Source organism: Vibrio sp. THAF64 (genome assembly GCF_009363455.1).
GTDB lineage: Bacteria > Pseudomonadota > Gammaproteobacteria > Enterobacterales > Vibrionaceae > Vibrio > Vibrio coralliilyticus.
In genome coordinates, this window is sequence record NZ_CP045357.1 from 74346 (window position 1) to 93664 (window position 19319).

19 protein-coding genes are annotated in these 19319 nt (G+C 56.5%); 7 read left to right on the forward strand and 12 right to left on the reverse strand.

Translation table 11 applies throughout. The features are described 5' to 3' along the window. Positions 1–265 precede the first annotated feature (265 nt). The 5 genes from FIU99_RS25175 to FIU99_RS25195 all read right to left on the reverse strand — a co-directional run bounded on the left by FIU99_RS25175 (position 266) and on the right by FIU99_RS25195 (position 5184). Positions 266–754 (reverse strand): JAB domain-containing protein, encoded by a 489-nt coding sequence (locus FIU99_RS25175; RefSeq protein WP_235284763.1) that lies wholly within the window; start codon positions 752–754, stop codon positions 266–268. Continuing rightward, positions 744–1031 (reverse strand): hypothetical protein, encoded by a 288-nt coding sequence (locus FIU99_RS25180; RefSeq protein WP_152472666.1) that lies wholly within the window; start codon positions 1029–1031, stop codon positions 744–746. Before FIU99_RS25180 ends, FIU99_RS25175 begins: the two co-directional genes overlap by 11 nt. Positions 1032–1286: 255 nt before the next feature. After that, complete coding sequence (locus tag FIU99_RS25185; RefSeq protein WP_152472667.1) at positions 1287–3188, reverse strand: methyl-accepting chemotaxis protein; 1902 nt, start codon at positions 3186–3188, stop codon at positions 1287–1289. A 581-nt stretch (positions 3189–3769) separates the two neighbouring features. Continuing rightward, positions 3770–4591, reverse strand: coding sequence for a carcinine hydrolase/isopenicillin-N N-acyltransferase family protein (locus FIU99_RS25190; protein ID WP_095573336.1), 822 nt, complete (start codon positions 4589–4591; stop codon positions 3770–3772). Between the two features lie 140 nt (positions 4592–4731). Further along, positions 4732–5184 (reverse strand): GNAT family N-acetyltransferase, encoded by a 453-nt coding sequence (locus FIU99_RS25195; RefSeq protein ID WP_152472668.1) that lies wholly within the window; start codon positions 5182–5184, stop codon positions 4732–4734. A gap of 360 nt (positions 5185–5544) precedes the next feature. On the opposite strand from FIU99_RS25195, the gene FIU99_RS25200 reads away from it, so the two are divergent. Further along, the gene (locus FIU99_RS25200; RefSeq protein WP_099608864.1) at positions 5545–7215 is read left to right on the forward strand and encodes an ABC transporter substrate-binding protein; all 1671 of its coding nucleotides are present in this window, start codon (positions 5545–5547) and stop codon (positions 7213–7215) included. A 70-nt stretch (positions 7216–7285) separates the two neighbouring features. Further along, on the forward strand, positions 7286–7579 hold the full coding sequence (locus FIU99_RS25205; protein ID WP_152472669.1) for a hypothetical protein: 294 nt from the start codon (positions 7286–7288) through the stop codon (positions 7577–7579). Positions 7580–7602: 23 nt separating this feature from the next. Here the strand turns inward: FIU99_RS25205 and FIU99_RS25210 are convergent, their stop codons facing one another. After that, positions 7603–9018 (reverse strand): diguanylate cyclase, encoded by a 1416-nt coding sequence (locus FIU99_RS25210; RefSeq protein ID WP_043011821.1) that lies wholly within the window; start codon positions 9016–9018, stop codon positions 7603–7605. 205 nt (positions 9019–9223) lie between these two features. Between FIU99_RS25210 and FIU99_RS25215 the strand changes: the two genes are divergently transcribed. After that, entirely contained in the window at positions 9224–10783 is a 1560-nt protein-coding gene (locus FIU99_RS25215) for a diguanylate cyclase (protein ID WP_152472670.1), read from the forward strand. 11 nt (positions 10784–10794) lie between these two features. On the opposite strand, the gene FIU99_RS25220 is transcribed toward FIU99_RS25215, so the two are convergent. Further along, positions 10795–12180 carry an aspartate kinase gene (locus FIU99_RS25220; RefSeq protein ID WP_152472671.1) on the reverse strand — a complete coding sequence of 462 codons (1386 nt, stop codon included), beginning with the start codon at positions 12178–12180 and terminating at the stop codon, positions 10795–10797. Positions 12181–12196: 16 nt separating this feature from the next. Beyond that, complete coding sequence (locus FIU99_RS25225) at positions 12197–13297, reverse strand: aminotransferase class III-fold pyridoxal phosphate-dependent enzyme (protein WP_216651104.1); 1101 nt, start codon at positions 13295–13297, stop codon at positions 12197–12199. Between the two features lie 399 nt (positions 13298–13696). Here FIU99_RS25225 and FIU99_RS25230 point away from each other — a divergent pair, with 399 nt between their 5' ends. Both FIU99_RS25230 and FIU99_RS25235 read left to right on the forward strand, forming a co-directional pair. Further along, positions 13697–14632, forward strand: coding sequence for a CorA family divalent cation transporter (locus FIU99_RS25230; protein ID WP_040122531.1), 936 nt, complete (start codon positions 13697–13699; stop codon positions 14630–14632). Beyond that, positions 14632–15171 carry a mechanosensitive ion channel family protein gene (locus FIU99_RS25235; RefSeq protein WP_019277158.1) on the forward strand — a complete coding sequence of 180 codons (540 nt, stop codon included), beginning with the start codon at positions 14632–14634 and terminating at the stop codon, positions 15169–15171. The genes FIU99_RS25230 and FIU99_RS25235 overlap by 1 nt, the downstream gene beginning before the upstream one ends. Here the strand turns inward: FIU99_RS25235 and FIU99_RS25240 are convergent, their stop codons facing one another. Next, entirely contained in the window at positions 15172–15567 is a 396-nt protein-coding gene (locus FIU99_RS25240; RefSeq protein ID WP_006958675.1) for a DUF2391 family protein, read from the reverse strand. A gap of 70 nt (positions 15568–15637) precedes the next feature. Next, positions 15638–16096 (reverse strand): HPP family protein, encoded by a 459-nt coding sequence (locus FIU99_RS25245; RefSeq protein ID WP_095573343.1) that lies wholly within the window; start codon positions 16094–16096, stop codon positions 15638–15640. Positions 16097–16190: 94 nt separating this feature from the next. Here FIU99_RS25245 and FIU99_RS25250 point away from each other — a divergent pair, with 94 nt between their 5' ends. Continuing rightward, on the forward strand, positions 16191–16766 hold the full coding sequence (locus tag FIU99_RS25250) for a TetR/AcrR family transcriptional regulator (RefSeq protein WP_152472672.1): 576 nt from the start codon (positions 16191–16193) through the stop codon (positions 16764–16766). 99 nt (positions 16767–16865) lie between these two features. Here the strand turns inward: FIU99_RS25250 and FIU99_RS25255 are convergent, their stop codons facing one another. Together FIU99_RS25255 and FIU99_RS25260 are read right to left on the reverse strand one after the other, a co-directional pair. Further along, on the reverse strand, positions 16866–17372 hold the full coding sequence (locus FIU99_RS25255; RefSeq protein ID WP_152472673.1) for a hypothetical protein: 507 nt from the start codon (positions 17370–17372) through the stop codon (positions 16866–16868). Between the two features lie 131 nt (positions 17373–17503). Beyond that, the gene (locus FIU99_RS25260) at positions 17504–18448 is read right to left on the reverse strand and encodes an alpha/beta fold hydrolase (RefSeq protein ID WP_043011812.1); all 945 of its coding nucleotides are present in this window, start codon (positions 18446–18448) and stop codon (positions 17504–17506) included. 92 nt (positions 18449–18540) lie between these two features. Here FIU99_RS25260 and FIU99_RS25265 point away from each other — a divergent pair, with 92 nt between their 5' ends. Continuing rightward, complete coding sequence (locus FIU99_RS25265; protein WP_152472910.1) at positions 18541–19290, forward strand: YafY family protein; 750 nt, start codon at positions 18541–18543, stop codon at positions 19288–19290. Positions 19291–19319 lie beyond the last annotated feature (29 nt).

Sequence of the window (19319 nt, forward strand, 5' to 3'; positions counted from 1 at the left end):
GCAGTGATATTTCAATGGCCTTTCAATGAGGCGCTTGCTTAAGGCTGCATCACACGGGTGAACTCTGGGCCAACAAAGGAAAAAAACGGCGACGCTTGAACGACTTAGCTGATCTCAAATGTTCTCAAAAAGTGTCAATCATTTAGCGAGGGGTGTGTCTTCGGTCAGTGGTTCGCCGTTGAACAATCCTATCTGGGCGTCGCGACGCCGATAATCATGGCGTCGGCACTTGCCGAAAAAGCGCCCAGTTTGGGCGCTGATTGCATTAACACCAACCGCGCTCTGCGAACGAGACGACACCGGACAGAGACACCACCATGTGATCGAGAACCCGGATCTCAATTTGCCCAAGCACGTCTTTCAAGTGATTGGTCAATTGTCGGTCGGCTTGACTGGGCGATGGATCGCCGGACGGATGATTGTGGTAAAAAATCACCGCCGCAGCATTGAGACGCAGCCCCGAACGGAGCACCTCACGCGTATGAACAGCGGCGTGGTTAAGGCTACCCGCAAACAAGTCGACGGTGCCCAGTGCGCGCAAACCATTGTCGAGCCACAACGCGCCAAACACTTCTCGGTCAACATGGGCCAAATGACATTGGCAATACATTTTGACCAAATTCGGCGCATTGAGCACATTGGGTGAACGGGCTGCCCAGTAGCGAGCGATGATGTCGGTGGCTTCCTGCAACACCGCTTGGTCATGGGCGCTAAAAGACGAGCTCTGCGTCCAAGGCATGGCCTTAATCATCATGATGGCCTCCACGTTGACGGCGGACCGGAAAGCAGCCTTGGGCGGTACAACGATACCACATCGGGCGAGCACGGCGCCCTGAAGAACGGGCTCGACGCCAGCCGAAACGACGGCGCAAGCGATCAATCCAGTTGAGTTGGTATAAGCGCTGCACGTAGCGAATGTTGGCCAGATTTTGCGCATCATTTTTGGAGGAGCCTGAGCGCTCCAGCGACGATACGCTGGTCGGGCTGTGGCGGTTAAGCTGGCTTGGAGGGGGTAAAGGACGGGTCATCATGGTTCTCCTATGTCGGGGGACATCACTTCCGTTTTCGCCTGGCGGATGGGGATCGAAAACGGGGGCAGAGACCAGGGCGCTGCGCGTGCACTTTACCCTGTTCTCTGCCCCCGTTTTTGAAACACTCCCCACCGATGGCGAACACGGAGAGTTGCTCCCCCCATAACCATGGGACCGTCTCGCCCCCGACTTAGCCAGCGTTACCGCCTCAGTACGAAACGGGCCCCTCAAGCAGCGTTAGGTAGTCAAGGGGAATCAGTCCACTTTAAACTGACCGACCACCGCCCGCAGTTGTTGATTGGTGCGGTCTAGGTTGCCAGTGCGCGTCAACGTCTCTTGGCTGCTTTGCGTAAGGGTTTGGATAATGTCGTGGATCGTCACCATGTTGTGACTGACTTCTTCGGTCACCACATGTTGCTGCTCAGCAGCAGTTGAGATTTCCGCACTTAAATCGTTGATTTGATCAATCGACAGAGACACGGAGTCTAAGCGCTGATTCACATTCGCAGTATTGGCTGCAGTCGCCTGACAGCGTTGTTTCGTTTGCGTCATCGCCTCGACTGTGATCCGCGAGCCGTCATTGAGCTTGTCCAGCATCACTCGGATCTCCGACGTACTTTGCTGCGTTCGCGCGGCGAGTGCGCGGACTTCGTCCGCCACGACGGCAAAGCCTCGCCCTTGCTCCCCTGCTCGCGCTGCTTCAATCGCCGCATTGAGGGCCAAGAGGTTAGTTTGCTCGGCAATTTCACCGATCACCGACAACACCGACGCGATCATAACAGAGTCTTCACTCATGGCCTGAATGTGCGCTTCCATTGAGGCAACATCGGCAACCAGAGCTTCGACGCTGAGCACGGCCTCACCCACTACGTCTCGCGATTGCTCCGCCTGCTCTTGCGTAGTGCGGGTAAACGCCGCGGTTTGTGACGCGCTACTCGCGACACTGTTGGCGGTGGAACTGAGCTCGTTGATCGCGGTGACCACCTGGCTGGTCTCATGAGCGTGTGATGCCAACATGCGATCGCTGTGCTGGGTTTGATTTTTGAGGGTATCTATCTCATGAGAAATGCTGTCGGTTGAACGCGCCACTTCTTTCATCAAGGTTTGCAGACGGGTGATGAACGCATTGACGGCTTCGGCGATCTGCCCCAAGTCATCTTGACTGTCGACGCGCAACCGACGGGTGAGGTCCGCCTCGCCCTGCGAGAGATCTTGAACCGTTGCTTTCAAGGCTAGGATCGGCCGATAGGACAGATTCAACACCACAAGTAAGATTGCCAACATGGTGATCTGCAAGCCGCCCGCGGTCCAAAGCGCCTGGTGGGTAGCCTGATCTAAGTCGGCGTACGCGAGCGATTTATTGACCCCCACTAACAGGTGCAGTTTGAGTTCAGGACTGAGTGGCAAAGCCCGGAAAAACGCCACTTTTTCAATGCCACCCAATTGGTAATCCAACTGGCCTGAGGGTTGCGACAGCATGGCTTGAGTTAACGGCACCAACTCGGAAAAATCGGACAGACGCGTTTGGCCCGGGACATCCACTTCCCCGTTTGAGGCGATGGTCAGCGCTTCGTCGGTATAGATCCCCATCATCGCGCCCTCGAACGGTGGTGATTCCACGAACTCACTCAACGACGTCAAATCAATATTGGCCAGTAGCGCGCCCTTGACCTGCCCTTGACTGTGAAACGGCACCACAAGACTCAACTCAGGGGCACCATTTTGGTCGGTGTGGATAGGACGCATGAACGCTCGGCCTGTCTGTCGAGCCTGGGCAAACCAATCTGTAGAGACATGACTTAAATCGTGTTGCAAACCTTGTTCACTGAAGCTACGACCGTCGGTAAACACCACATACAAACTGCTGACTTGTAGCGAATGGGTCACCTGCTCGACCATGAGAGCCACTTGCTCGTCCGTGTGGGGAATGGCGAAGTCAGGGGCCGAATTTTCGATCCCGCGCTGAACACCATGGACCCACCTTTCAATTGAATTGGACGCCAACTCCAATTCAAGCATGGATTGTTGATAGATGTGCCCGCTGATGGCGCGAGACAATTGACTGTATGACAAATAGGTTGCCACGGAAAGTGCGCTGAACAGCAGCACAACCACGACCGTTATGATCCGATTCTTGAATCCGGAAAGTGTGTTCATTATGACCTCATTATTGTTATCTTGAACGGTAATCGTTGACAGCCATACCGTGCGCGAGGAACGGGAACCCGCGGTCAGCACTGAGCGATCGAGACAAGGAGTTCTGCCGAACGCGTGAGCATTAGCATCGAATGGCATGTCATTGAAACAGGTGTCCGATCAGAGACGACGCGTCGAGCCGATTGTCGGCCTTCGAGGGGGGGCGGCGGGTTTGTCTGATCGAAACAAGGCGCTTTTTACCGCAGGATTCTCATTTTTGAGATTCGACCACTGATAAATTGTAACAAAACCTTACCAAAAGCGCGTGTTTTTGTGATGCTCATCACTTATATGTCCGAGCGAATCCATCATCAAAATCAATTAAAAACAACCAATTGAACGAGCTGAACCTTCACAGACACCCGCGACCCGGTGTGCGGATCGCGGAAGCAGGCTCATAAGATCTGGACGCCCTGGATGGGAACCCACATAGGGGTATGGAATTCGTCAGTCACCATCATGTCGTCGCCGTCGTAGAGGCGCAGAAGGTCAACACCCAAGATCGCAGAGGTTCGTGCGCTCGATAAAGAGCGTCAGCATTTTCATAGGGAAGTCTCATGAAAACGTTGCAGTGGTTGGTTACGGGGATTGCCATTGACTTGGAAGCGGCATTCAGGCTGACTTTTGTCTAAGGAGAAGAGCGCGGTGGCTTGGGTGAAAAACTCGCTGCCGATGAAGTCGGTCTCTCGGCAAATGGACAATTCAGTACTGCCGTAATATTGATCCGACAGCAACTGTTCAACCCCTGCTCGATTCGGCGTCTGTTGCAACAGTGTCTCGGCCCGATGTAGGCGCAAGTACGTGCTGTGATTGGCAGGATAATGCACCGAGTCCGGTTGCAGTCTGAAGTGGTTGGTCGAGACAAAATGGCCGTCGTCACGACAGATGGTGCGCACCGGACGCTGATTGTAGGGGTTGGGCATATACTCAATGAAAATCGCCACCTTGCGGCTGCGCGTATCGTCCGCCCAGCCGGACACGAGGGCGATATCCGGCGCGGGAAAAGGCGTCGCACTGCCCATTGACAAGTAAAACTGCGTCAAATGCATCGCCGCTTGGGTGGCGTTGGTATGTCCACGCACCGTGGCCTCGTATGCCTCAAACAAGGCGTGCATTTCGCCCGCGCTGGGCGAGTAATTTGCGGCGGTGGTGGTGCAGGAATCGGCGGCCACGAAGCTAACGCCCGCGTCATTGGTTCCAGCCCAGATCCCCTCGCTGCCTTCACGCGTCATGGCGATGTAAGACTCGACGCCGTTTTGACCCCTACGAACTTGGGGTGGGTGGAAGTGCGTGACCGGGATAAGGTCGCACTGTTTGAACGTATGCAATTGATTACCGTCGAAAACGGCGCCAATGGTACACATAATCAGACTCCTTTCGTAAACGGGCTCAGTATAGCCCTACCCTGAGGACTCAGGGCGTAACGTCAGAAGTCTAGTGAACAACTGCGACCTTTATTATGCATGTGATCACATATTGAATTGCACGTCCTGTAACGAGTAATTCACGGCAGAAAGGCCAAGGCGTCGAGCTGCGAGCGATCGTACCGACACATTCCGTCTGCACCACAGTGTGGGCGGGGCCAAGCCGAGATGAACCCCTCAGGCATCGGTATGGCGGGCGGGCACCACTCGACTGTGTCTCCACCGCGCTGACAAACTGCATTCGCCGCGGCACGCACCAGTTGGCGTGCGATGCCTTGTTGCCGGACGTGTGGCGCGACAAACAGGCCCTTCACACGCCAGGTCGCCGCCTGGCGTCGGAGCTTGATGAACCCGAGTACAGCGCCGTTTCCCTGGTAGTGCGCCCAGATGTGCGTGCCTGGGATGTAGACGTCGCGCGCCAAATAGGCGTCGAGGGTGGTAAGAGATTGGGGATGCTGGGTTTCGGTAGCGCGCAATGCCATGATCTCCAGCAAATCACGTCGATGGTGACGAAGGACGGGACGAATAGTCACCGGTTACCTCCACGATAAGGTCAAAGGGGTTAAGGTTCATACTATGCGGGATGGATACCGGCGTGCAAGCCAAGCGACATCAGGGTCTCAGTTATAAGACGTTGACATGGATCTGTAGGGTCGAAGGCACCAGAAATGAGACGTTGGTTCAGTCTCCTCTTTCGCCCCTCTTGTGGCTAGAAACGGATTTTTATACTCTCGCGACGCATAGCCATTCGGTTTGCGTGGGCGGGCTCAGCCAATAGGCGCGGCCCTCGCCATCGTCTCCTATACTAGGAGAAACCTCAATCACAAGGTGTGACGAGGACTCACTGTACTGCCGGGGACCGGGACGGCCCACCATGAAAAGCAAGTGTCGCTATGAAAAATGATCTGCCGTTACGACGCCTCGACCAGATGCTAAGCCATTATCAGCTCGGACAGTCTTACGAGGTGACGTTGGGCGAGTTGGAGGAGGTGTTTTTTACCATTCGTCGCAATGCGTCGTCGATCCTCAAAACGCTGCAGCAAAAAGGCTGGATTGACTGGACGCCGGGTGTGGGCCGAGGCAAAGCCAGTCAATTGGTGGTGCGGGTCTCTCTGGAAACGGCCTTATCCGAGGCCATTCGTGGCGATCTGGCCACTGGTCGCTTCGATCGCTTAGCCAAGTACGTACAAAGTTACCAGTCGCTGGCCCCTCAGCTGCTGCGGGCCGCGATGCAGGAAACGGATGAGTGGCAACGGGCACACAATGCGCTGACCGTGACTCATTACCCGTACGTTCGAGTCCTGACACCCAGTGACACGTATTGGTCAGCCGAGTTGCAAGTGTCGAGCGCACTGTATGACACCTTATTGCGCATCGATGAACATGGTTTTCTGGTCGACCATCTGGCGTTCGATCACGCCATTAATGACGATGGCACCATCTACCGATTTTGGCTGCGACCCAACGTTAAATGCCACGATGGTCTGCCGCTCACACCAGAAGATGTGGTGTCGAGCTTGCGTCGGCTTCGCGACACGAACGGGCCATTTCAATGGTTGTTCCGGCAAGTGGTGTCGGTACGATGGGAGTCCGCCTGCCAAGCCGTGGTGATCACACTCGAGGGCCCCAACCCCCTGTTTATCTACGCTTTGACCACCGCCAATGCCAGCATCACCAGTCAGCGTCCGCGCACCTATGCGCAGGGGACCTGCTTCATTGGCACAGGCCCACTGCAGCTTGAGGCGTGGGAACCTCATCAATTGACGCTTAAACGCAATCCGCATTACTTTGCCGACAGCGCATTGCTCAGCGACATCACGCTGTTCCATCAAGGCAGTGAACTGGATCGCGTCATGAGTCTGCACCACGAGGGGGAGACCAGCGAGCAGATCGACATTCACGCTTACTCCATTCTTGCGGCCAACCCAACCGCGTCGTGCCCGTTGGATCCGGACGACATCCAGGCGTTGATGGCGTACGTGGCCGCCCAACGTCCCGAACACACCGAGCGAACACAGCTGCGCACGGTCCACCATTTCGATCGCTGCTGGCCTGAGACTGCCAACCGGCCGTCGCTGAGGGGTCGGGTCGTGTTAGGCCACCCTGCGTGGCGCCTGCACTACAAGCAGGCCTTGGTCGATTGGGTGGTGGCAACGCTTGAGCGTACAGGGTTGGAAGTAACGTGCCTGACATTGGACAACCTGGACGATTTGAGCACCTATCGCCCTCACGTGGATTTTTTGCTCACTGAAGAGATCTTAGAGCCCCCGTTGGAATATGGTTTGTACGACTGGTTGCTCACTTCGGGCGTATTGCGTTATTGCCTCGCTGAGCCAGCGTTGGAGCGCCATCGTCAGCAGGTACAGGGTGTGATGGCGCAGTACTCGGGTCGCGACGATTTGCTTGCCTTGATTGCCCCTTTTGTTTCTGAGCGGCGCATTTTACCCCTCTTTTATGGCCGAAAAATCATCAACCGACACCCACAAATCGCAGGCCTACACATGAAATCCAATGGCTACTTGGATTTGCATCGTTTGTGGATCCAGACGCCTGACACTGATTAGGGCGGGAAACTCGCAAAACCCGGCCATCGCGTCTAGGCTTGTAACTCCCGCTTACCTAGGAGGCTGACGTATGCACGCCCCATTCGAACTGACCGTCTCGGCCACTGCTCTGTTGGTGTGGTTGCTGCATCGAGCAGGGTATCTCTCAACCTACATCGCAGCGGGCTTGATGGGGATGGCGCTGATGGTGTCATTGGCTGGCGTGGCTATCGTAACGGTGCCGTGGCCCGACGCCCTGACACCTGACGTGCGGGCGCTGTGGTCGCAACACGGCCTGGCTCTGTGGGATCTCAAACTGATGCCCAGTGTGGTGATGTGGTTGGTGTTTGTCCTACTTCAGGTGCTTGTCGCGCGACGGTCATGATCCCATCTCACGCCAGCCTCCGCTCAGCGAGCTGGATCGTCAACCGGATCGGATTCGGTCCGGTCCCGGCCATTGGCTTTGGCTCGATACAGTAGCGCGTCCGCGCGCTTGAGCACGCTCGACGCGGTATCCTGCTCATGAACCGCCGTGACCCCTACACTGACACTCAAAGCGATGGGTGCGCCGTTGTACTCCAGTGGCTGGGCTTTGACGCTATGCGTGATGCGCTCAATCAGCGTCAGCGCCCCGTCTAGTGACGTATTAGGCAACAGGGCCAAAAACTCTTCGCCCCCCCAACGCGCGTAGACGTCTTCTTTTCGCGTCAGTGTGGCCACAATGGCCCCAAACCGTTGCAAAGCCTCGTCGCCCATCTGGTGACCAAACTGGTCGTTGACGCGCTTAAAGTGGTCAAAATCGAACAGCGCCACCACGAGGGGGAGGCCATAGCGGTGATGCAAATCAAGTTGTTTGTCTAACGTGGATTCAATGTAACGGCGGTTGGCGAGTCCGGTCAGCGGATCGGTACTGGCGAGGACTTCGAGTTGATTGCGCGCGTGTTTGAGGGCATCGAGATCTTGTTGACGTGCCAATTCGTGCCCGATCCACTCGGCAAACAGGCGTACTAACTCTTTGTCCTGAGGACGAAACGGGCGTGTAGAGGTCGGGCTGGAGAAGTTCAGGGTCCCATAACGCTCGCCGTCGACAAAGATCGGTGCCCCCAAATAGGCTTCCAGTCCAAAGGCCGCGAAACAAGGATGCGTCGCAATGTGGCTTTGAGACACGCAGTGAAAGCCTTGTACATCATTCGCTTGATAAACTTGGCAGCAGTAGGTCTCTCCCAGTTCGTACGTCATGCCTGGGACGAGCGAATTCTCAGGGTGGATCGCTTGACGGATCTCATAATGGCGACCTTCAATGTGGCTAAAGATACCAATCGGCAGGCCAAACTGCTCACACCCCAATTCAAGAATGGCTTGCACGCGCTGGGTAAAATCGAAACGTCGTGACGAGGTGATGGAGTGTAATTTGTTGAGTGTGCGCTCGGCTTTGAGACGTTCAGACTCATCTTGGATGAAGGCGATGAAACACTGCACCTCGCCGCTCGGGCCCTTGATGACCCCACTGCTCGTCTTGCCCAGAAATCGGTGCCCATCTTGGGTTTGGTATTCGATCACCACCGATTCCGCCGAGTTGGCAGCATCGGGATTGCATCGAACGTGCCCTTGCAAGATGTGCTCATCTAACTGGGCATACAGCACCTCAGTACCTAGCCCAATCACACGCTCATCGTAGCCAAACAGACGCTGGGCTGCGGCGTTCATACTCAAGATCTTCCGATCCGTAGACGCAAGTACGCAGGCGAGCTGGATGTGCGCAAACACGTCACTGAGCTCGCGGCTGCTCAACGGCACATCGGGGAAAATCTTGTCGTTGTCCATGGGTGGCCCTCTTTCGTTTCGTATATGGGGGTCGCCAACCGGAGCGCTGACGACACCGCCTCCTAACGCACTGACCTAGGCATCGACGATGTGATGGGTTTTCTTTGAGTATAGCTCACGCGGTTTTGCTGGGGACACCGCTGCCCGATTTGGTCATTTGGATCAGCCATTCTAAGCTATAGAGAAAGCCTAAGGACCCCACACCATGTCTGGACCGATGAATTTGACACCAAGCGGGTTTGGGATCCGTCAAAAAATCACCATCATCTTGCTGGGCATCATCATGATTTCGTTGGTGTTCACTGGCTCGTTGTACCACTACAAGAGCCAAGAATCGATAGAAAAGGTGGTCGTCAATCACCTGCGTACGGTGGCCAACAACAAAAAAATGTTGGTTTACCAGGTGCTGCGCAAGTACCACGATCGGGTGTCTCTGATCGGCTCACGCACTCAATTGCGTCTATCGGTGCAAACGTTAGCCAAGATCCAAGCACCCGAGGAGCGTGATCAACTGATCGCTCGCATCGACACCATCATTACCGATGCACAAGCGCCGATGAAAAACATCCGTGATGGGGTGGCGATCGGGTACGTGGTGTTGGAAATGAATTTGAACGACTTTGCGGTGATCACCAACACCCAATTCGGTCTCGGCAGCACGGAGGAAACGACTCTGGTGTACAAAAGCCCCTCTACGGGCTCGATTTCCCCTATTTATCCCGAATCGTTGACGTTGGGCTACGATCGCAACACTTGGGTCAACCCGTTTGTTTTGGTCAGAGACAAAGACGACGACATCAGCACTTATCGTGACCATCGAGGCAAAGAGGTACTGGCGGTGGCCTACACCTTCAAAGATCTGAACTTGGGGCTGGTGTACAAAATCGACTACGCCGACGCGTTAGGTATTATCGGTGAACAGAAACAATTTTTGGCCGTCGCCTCATTGGTGACCGCTTTGCTGGGTGGAATAGCGGTGCTGCTCCTTTCACGCACCATCACCAAACCCATCATCGACTTGACCTATGTGGCGGCAATGATCGCCAATGGGGATTTGACGCAGCGCATCCGTCATTTTACTAAGGATGAACTCGGTATGCTGGCCAAAGCCTTCAATCAGATGGCGGACAAGCTCATCGACGCCAATCAAGTGCTCGAGCAGCGCGTTAACGAAAAAACCTTAGAGCTGTTTCAGGCTAATGAAACCTTGGCCAAGCTGAATCGAGACTTGGAGCTGTTGTCACTGAAAGATGCCCTGACCAACATCGCTAATCGCCGTGCGTTTGACCATCGTCTCGATTCGGAATGGAAGCGATGCCATCGAGATCAGACGCCACTGGCGCTGATCATGATGGACATTGATTACTTCAAGCGATTCAACGACACCCTAGGGCATGGCGCCGGCGATGCGTGCCTCAAACAAGTCGCTGCTGTTCTTGAACGGTCTGCGCAGCGTGGCAGCGATTTGGTGGCGCGCTATGGGGGTGAGGAGTTTGCCGTGTTGTTGCCGAACACCGCGCTTGAGGAGGCGTGTGCCGTGGCGGAAAAGATCCGTACGGCAATGACTCTTGAGCACATTGACCACCCCGACTCCCCGATTGCCTCGCATGTGACTCTGAGCATGGGCGTGGGGGCGATGGTGCCAGAGAGCAATCGTCTGCCCCCTGACTACCTCCAAGCAGTAGACGCTGCCCTCTATGTGTCAAAAGACAAAGGCAGAAATGCCATTTCGACGACGCAAGAGCCGCGTTCATCCGTCCTCTGACGATCACGGCGTCAGCGCTGACTTAACGCGCCGTGCAAGGCGCACACCGCCGCTTGGTATTGACTGCACCGGATGCTGAATTGAGCGCTGTTGGCGCGATGGTGACGTCTCAACACTTCTATGCCTTGGGCCTTGAGTGCACGTAGGCCCGACGCCAGAAGCGCCGAACCCGTTACGCTGTCACTCAACACCGTCACCAGCGACACGCGAGCGTGCGTGATACGCGCTTGCGGAGCGCGACGCAGCAATTCAGCAAAACACCGACTGGAAACCGATGAGGGTCCTGCCAGGTATAGGCTGAGCCCATTGGCATCCTGCGCTTGGTGAACGATGGTCGTATCACTATCCAAACCGGCCTGCAGGTTAGCCAGTCGCGCCTGGTTGACAGGGGGGGCAACCCAGATGGCGTACACCCCTTCTTGCCCAGTTACGGCAACGGGCGATCGATGCGCCTCGTCAATATCATGGGTAAACACAGTGCTCGGGGCCTCCGGCGCAAAGGTACATTTCACATGCAAATCAATGTCGTGTTCCCGACACCGTTTAACGGCGTCAGGGTGCAGGGCCTCTTGTGTCCAGGAGGACCACTGTTCGGCCGTCTGGTGAGACACACGTCCAAGGGGGCGCGTGCCCTCCACTACGTTCGGATCAGCGGTGCTCAGGGGGTGCGCTTTGTACACCACGGCGTGATCGGCGCGGGTGATCGCGGCGACCCGACCCAAGGTTACGTCCGCGTATCGGCGATCCGCGTGAGCAGGCCCGGTGGGTGGCAAGGACGGATCGCCGGTTACAATGGGCAGTTCTCGCTGCAAGTCCCACTCCTGCATCGCCGCGGTGATTTGATGTGTGAGACATGGGCGCTCGCTGGTCGGCTCACCGGCGATCTCCACCAGTCGGGTTCGAACACCCTGTCGCTGCACTTTAAGTGCCGTATTGAAGGCACTGTGAGCCTCACCAATCGCGGCCAGGCGCGCCCGAATCGCACGCCACCCGCGGTGCTCAGCGTGAGGACGATGCGGTAACACGGAGAGCTGGGTACGAACCCAGGCTCGGGTCCGGCTGACTCGCTGCTCAATGAACTGATCCGCACGCCGGCGCAGCATGGGATCGGCGAACACGTTATCGTTGATCAACAACAAACGCTCAAGTACCGTGTCTAAGGCGCGCTCCCACGTTTTACTGAATGCCAAGAGGTGATGGAAAACCCCTGGGGTGTGAGTATGAGGACATTCGAGCAGCGCATCGGTGATCCCCTGGCACGCCGAGACCACCACGATACGATTGTAGCGTTGTGAGACAGGGGGACGCAGGACGATGTTGTCTAACACCGCGTCCATATCCAGCATAGAGGCGCCGCCAATTTTTTCCACCCGATGGCGCATTGCGTGTGTAGACATATCGATGTGCCCTCCATTACGCCGGTGACGTCTGCGCGCCTAGCTCTGCATGCCGGGCAGCGTAGGCGGCCGCTCGCAGTCGAGCGATCAACTGCTCGCGTTCCAGCGAGTTCAGGGGCAGCGGGCAACACAGTGCCAACACGGTGCCGGCGTCATCCACGGTGTTCAGCAGCACGCCTTCACGAAAACCGGCCTCGATAACTCGACGAGCCACGTCGGGGGTCCGACATTGCATGCCTTGCACCATCCCACTTCCTGTTCGGCGGAGAAACACTTCAGGGCACATACGCACCAAGTCACGGAGTCCCGCGGTCAGTTGCGCGCTTTGTTTCTGTACGTGCGACTCAAACTGACCGTCTGACCAGTAGATGTCGAGCGCCGTCGCCGCGGTGATCAGCGCATGGTCGGGGGTCGGTGCGTTAGCAGGCGATGGAGGCGCGCAGGCCAGGTCGGGGGCGTACAACACGAGTCCCAATGGCAATCCGTATCCGCCAAGCGCTTGGGACAGCACGATCAGATCGGGCTGGACTCCGGAGGCCTCAAAACTGAAGAAGCGTCCGGTGCGTCCACAACCGGCCAGGGTCTCATTGAACACCAACAAGACGCCGTGGGCGTGGCACAATTGCTGAGCGGCGCGCAGCCAGCGGTCGGACAGCACACGCATTCCAGCATGACGCTGCACAGTTTCAATGATCACAGCGGCAGGCGGGGTTGACGCCGAGCCGCCGAGCCAACGGCGAAGATCTGCCAACCCGGAGACGACGATGTGATCGTCTTTGTGATGACGTGGACCTTGATCCTGCCAGCCGGAGGGCCGCCTAGAGATTTTAGGCTGGAGCGTCACCACGGTGTCACGGCCTGTATCGGCTTTGGCTAATGCCACCGCTTGTTTGAGGGCCTGCGCCTCGCTGGGCGCCGTCATTGCCACGTGATACGTCATTTGTCGGGGGGCGAGAATGCGTCGTGTTAGGGTACGAATGAACCTTGCTTCGGCTTCAGACTGCCCCGCCACACCGATTGATAAACCGTCGCGTTCGATGTAGTTCAACAGGGCGTGTTTCAACTGGGGGTTATTGTGACCGTAAATCAGGTCGTTGAGACCGGCTTGGGTATCCAAGTATCGCTCTCCGTGTGGCGTTTCAAGCCAGCAGCCTTTGGCTCGCGTGAACGATTGTGAGAATAGGGGGAGGTTTCCCCTCATTGGTGTACTGACATGGGGCGTCGACATCATGGTATGACTCCGTCTGGAATGGGTTAGGATATTGTTTCGTCCTCTAATGATTCTTCAGACTACCATTGTGACAAAATCTCAGATTAAATCAACCAAACCATAATATTCAAGAAGCGCACCACCTCCATGTTTAATGATTTTTATTATGTACTCTAATTATTTTACGCCCCTTTAGTCGGTAGAGAGCCAGGTTCACGAGCGAAATGGTTTGACAGCCTGGCCAAAGTCGCCTAAATGACAGTTACGCGTGCGCCACATGGGGTCGCCGCACAGAGGAGGATCAGCATGGGGGATGGTTTAATTTCAGGATGGCGGTTTGATCAGGGCACCCCACAGCCACTGACGTCGTTGGGCGAGACGCTCGCCCCAGCACATTGGTACCACTGCCAACGGGATACCCCAACACTGCGTGTGTGGTTGCAATCCCAATCGTTACCGGAGTCATTGATCGCGTCGTTATTGGCGGACGACACGCGTCCGCGATTTGAAACGTATGGTGAGGATTGTTTTCTGTTCATCCTGCGGGACATCAATCTCAATGAAGGGGCGGATCCGGACGACATGCTCAGCGTGCGTCTCTTGTGGTATCGCGGTGCCTTGATTTCGACACGCAAACTGCCGTCACGGGCCGTCGCAACGGTGATCGAGGCATTACAACGCCATCAGGGACCGAGTTCGGTCGCTGAACTTTTAGTGTGGATGGTGAGCCGCATCAACGACGCGATCGCCCACTTTCTGACGCCAGTGGAAGAACAAATCGCGACGTTTGACGTCCCACAAGTTTCGGACCTGGAGCCGTTGAACCTACTGCATACGCGTCTTTTGCGACTACGCCGCTACCTGAAGCCACAGCGGTATGCGCTGGAAGACTTGTTGCACGCGCAGGTCCCCGCGCTCTCTCAACAGGTTCACCATTTTAACAACGCGCAGGACACGGTGGCTCGGCTCAACGAATCGATCGATTTTTATCTCGATCAAATTGCGCACGCCTTGGCGCTTGTCCATCAAGGCCAAACCCAACTCATGAACCGCAACACGTATTTATTTTCGGTCATCGCAGGGATTTTCCTTCCCGCCAGTTTTGTGACCGGATTACTGGGGGTGAATGTGGGTGGATTGCCGGGCAGCGCGGATCCGTTGGCGTTTTGGGTGTTGTGTGCCCTGCTGATCGGGGTGATCGGGCTCGAAATTGTGATTTTAAAAATACTGAGGTTTATTTGATGGTAAGTTGGATGCAAGCGCACCCGTTGTTTGAGCAGATCGCTTTGGGCGTACTGCTGGTGTTGGTCTATGCCCTGCTGCGCCGGGTTGGTCGGCGCGCGGTGTTGGCGGTCGCAGAGAAAAAACAGGTCACAATGGCGCGCACTCAGTTTGTGGTTAAGGCGTTTCATGTCTCAACGTTCAGTGTGTTTGCAGCGCTGTTCGTGCTGTTACTGGGCATTGGCTATGGTGACATTTCGTTGTTTCTCTCCTCGCTGTTCGCGGTGTTGGGGGTGGCCTTGTTCGCCCAGTGGTCGATACTCAGCAATATTTCGGCCAGCGTCTTGATTTTTTTCGTCTTTCCCTATCGAATTGGCGATCGAGTCAAGGTGTGCGAGAAGGACGAGGACATCAGTGGCGTCATCATCGACATCACCATGTTTCACGTTCTGCTCCGCCATGAAAGTGGCAACATCATCACATACCCCAATACCTTACTTCTGCAAAAAGGGGTGATCAAGGTGACCGCGCCTTTGACGCCACCGCCGACCGACACGTGATCACTCCTTGTCGAAACTGTCGACAACGATCGCTCCCATCGAGGCGGGCATGGTGATGACGATGACGCGTTTGAAGGCCACCCAGGGCTGTTCAAGCACGGGCAACTTATCGAGGCAATACAACACTAAGGCGACAACACACGCCGCCATGACGTAGGCGGTGATAATGCGAAACACGAACACCGCGCGGCGCTGAGCGATGTCTCGTTGGAACACACTTTCGTAGGTGTAGAGCGCCAAAAACACCATAGACAAGGCGAACAGCCACCACAGTTTGGCGCTTGGCAGGGTTTCGCCCAGGCGCCAGGCTTCTTCAGAAAACGCGATCGGAACAGCAAGGGCAAAGGCCCCGACAAAGATTTGGCTCGCGTCTTGCGCATTAAAATTGAGGCTCACACTAGGCTCCTATGGGGCGGCCACACACTCAGTGATCATAGCGCCGAGTGATGTCGGCGCCAACCTTATCCTAGCCAATCCCCTTGGCGCAATGGCGCTGGAACGCGCGCCAAAGGTGGGCCAGCAGCACAATCACGATGGCACCGGTCAGCACGGGCGTCAAGACAAAGTCCCACCCCTGCCCTGTCAACATGATCAGCAGCGGGTTGGCCCCAGCAGGGGGATGCGTCGTGCGGGTTAGCAACATCGCGGAGACGGCGGTGCCAGTGGCCAGCGCTAGGCCGAGCGCAGAGGGTCCAATGGATTGGAGAAACGCCACGCCAATGAGGGCGGTAATGAGATGGCCGAGGACGACGTTTTTGGCGTTGGCGAGCGGGCTGTCTGGGACCCCGAAAACGAGGACAGCGGTCGCGCCAAGCGGCGCCATCAACCAGGCCATACCGGGCGAGAAGCGATCGAGCTGCGCCAGCATCCCAATGGCGATCGAGGCCCCCACTCCGGCCATTAGGGCGGATTGTGTTTGTGTCATGGGTACTCCTTTCTTATAAGTAGACAGAATTGTCTCCCACTTAAAGTAGACAAATTGGTCTACTTTTGTCAACATGCATGAAAAGGAGGGAGAGATGAGTCAAAAACGTCAACATTTGATCGACACGGCCTTGGCCTTATTCTATCGCCATGGCATTCACGCCATCGGCATCAATGAGGTGATCGCAAGTTCCGGGGTCGCCAAACGCACGCTGTACACGCATTTTGATAGCAAAGAGGCATTGGTACTGGCCACATTGGCCCAGCGTCACGAGGCCTTCATCGACTGGCTACGCCAATGTCTGTCGGGGTCAACCAATGATACCGAGACCGTTGAGCGCGTGTTTGACGCCTTACACCGCTGGTTCACAGGCGGCGCTGCCCCACTTGGGCCATTTCGTGGTTGCTTCTTTATCCACACGGCGGGCGAGTTTGGCGATCCCAACAGTGCCATTGCCCAGTATTGCCAATATCACAAACAGGCGGTCCGAGCGTTGATTGGCGAGTCACTCAGTGAGACGCATCCAGGGCTACTCGAGGCGCTGTCGGTGCTGATGGAAGGCGCGATTGTCTCTGTTTCGATGGGCGAAAGCAGTGATCAGGTCACGCAGCGATGTGTGACGACGCTACAGGCGGTGATAGCGGCTACCACCGATCAGGCCACCTCATAGACTGCGTCGTGACACACCTGAGTCCCTTCCTATGCTTACTGTCGAATTGGTCAGCCTGTGTACACCTGCTTCGCGGTGCTCCAGCTTAGGATTGAGCTCTTATTTTAGGCGCAGGACACTGATACTTTTCGCCACGCCGTTGACGGTCATCCGATACTGGCCGTTCACGCGCTCGATGCGGACCGCGGGCGCGTACGCGTAGTGGTACCAGTAGGCGTATTCCTGCTGCTTCCAGACTTGTCCATTGGCGAGTTTAAACAAGGTATCGCCTTCAAAGCCATTAAACTGGCCGGCGATCGCCGAGTGGAGGATCTCGTGCGGTCCTAAAGGGTCGCGATGAAGCGCCACCCTGCCGAGGGCGGTGATCGGCAGGGTTTTCCCTGCCACCGTTAAGGTGCCTAGGTTCGGGCACACTTCCACACGCGGGGCATAGTGATACAGGTACTCGTAGGCTTGACGGATCTCCCACAACGTCCCGTCCGCGAGTTGGAAGACCTCACCACTGCGCCCCATAAATGGGGTCGGACTTTGCACGGTGGACGGATAGCACTGCGCGCCCGCGTGCCACGCCACGCTCATCAGTATGCCAGCGAACCAAGCTTTCATCGTTGTACTCTCTCGAATTTAAAGGGCGATAAGGGTAGTGATTGCGGGCGGAAAAAACCATGCAGAAATGGGCCGTTTTTCGCCCTGTTTTTTGTAATTTTTTCTTAGTCAGACCATTTAGGGCCCCACCCTCAGCACCCGTGTTCGAGATCGCGTAGCCACTCGAGCATCACGCGGTTGGTTTCGTCAGGTTGCTCCTGCTGGATCCAGTGGCCACAGTCTAGGTGCACAGCCGTCACGTTCGGGACATAGTCGCTGAGCGATGCCAACACGGGAATGCTGTCCTGAGTCCCGTAGATCATCAGGGCGGGCTGGTGGACCAAGGCGGGCACATCGGCGAGTTGGTGCCAGTTTCGGTTCAGATTGCGATACCAATTGATGCTGGGCGTAAAGCCGGTGTGGGCGAAGGCCGCATCATAAACGCGCCATTCGTCGTCACTCATGAGTGGCTGGCCTTGTGGGGTCGACTGCTGGGCCAGCGCGATCATCGCCATGCCCGGCTCTGGCGAGGCCGGAGGCAGTTGGGTGCGGTACACATTGCGCAAAAATTGTGACCGATGCTGGTCGAGGATAGCGTCTGCGACGCCGGGCTGACGGCAAAAGTGCACCATGTAATGTTCGGCGCCCATCCCCTGTTCCATCGCGTCAATCCAGGGCAAGTCTGTGCGCACCTGATAAGGGAGGCTGAGGTTGATCAGGGCGCGAACTCGATGTGGATGAAGCAGGGCCATGCCCCAAACGACCATGGCGCCCCAGTCGTGGCCGACAAAGATGGCGTCCTCGTACCCGTAGTGATCCAGCAACGCGGCCAAGTCGCCCGTCAAGTGGGTGATGTCGTAGCTCGAGACGGCATCGGGACAAGACGAGCCCCCATAACCGCGTTGATTGGGCACGATAACGTGGTATCCAGCCTTGACCAGCGCTGGGATCTGATGGCGCCAGGAAAAGGCAAGCTCGGGCCAGCCGTGGCATAGTACGATGGGCGCACGACCCGGCGATTGGCCGGCGTCAAAGACTTCAAGGGTGATCCCGTTGCACAATAGCATCTTGGCGCGAGGAAAGGACGATTTGAACATACTGTGTCTCCTAGTTGTCGACGTCCGCTTGACGTCCGGGACACAATATCGCTAAATAGTGCCATAATTTGTCACCTTTTATCAGCCTGCCCATGACCGTTCGACTTCGACAAGACGCCATCGTGCGTCACCTGCGCCGCAATGGCACCGCCACCCTGGCCACCTTGGCGCAGACGGTAGGGGCATCTCGTCGGACGGTGCTGCGAGATCTCAACGCTCTGCGCGATGAAGGTTGGATTATCCATGCGGAACCTGGGCGTGGGGGCGGCATCCAACTGGATCCGCGTTCGATGCGAGCCACCGTAACGCTGTCTGTCGAAGCGGTGTTTGCGCTGGTGATCAGCACCGCCACCCTCTCAGCAATTGGTGGGCTGCCGTTTACCGAAGCCGCGGACCGCGCGCTGGCTCAACTCGAAGCCGCCCTGCCAAGCGACAAACTGAACGATTTGCGCCGCTTATTGGCCGGCTTGTTTGTCGGCCAGCTTGCACCTGAGGTGGACATCACCGGACACACCGAGCAAGATCCCGACTTATTGCCCGCGTTTGAGCAGGCGTTTTTGCAATGCCGTCCGCTGCGTTTTGACTACGTGGATGCGCAAGGCCAAGACACGCATCGCTGTGTGGAGCCGCATGCCCTGCTCATTTTACCGCCGTTGTGGTATCTGGTGGCCTGGGATCCACAGCGTGGCGACTTTCGCCATTTTCGCATGGATCGGATCCGCGCCCCGCGGTGCACTGACGAGCCGCGGTTTTTACGTCGTGACGTTGCGTTCGATGCGCATGTCTCCCCGCTGAGAAACCTCGCCTCCCCCCATTCCCAGCGCGCCCCGTCTTTGCGTTGAGGGGCTATGTGGGCGTCCTTGAAATCATG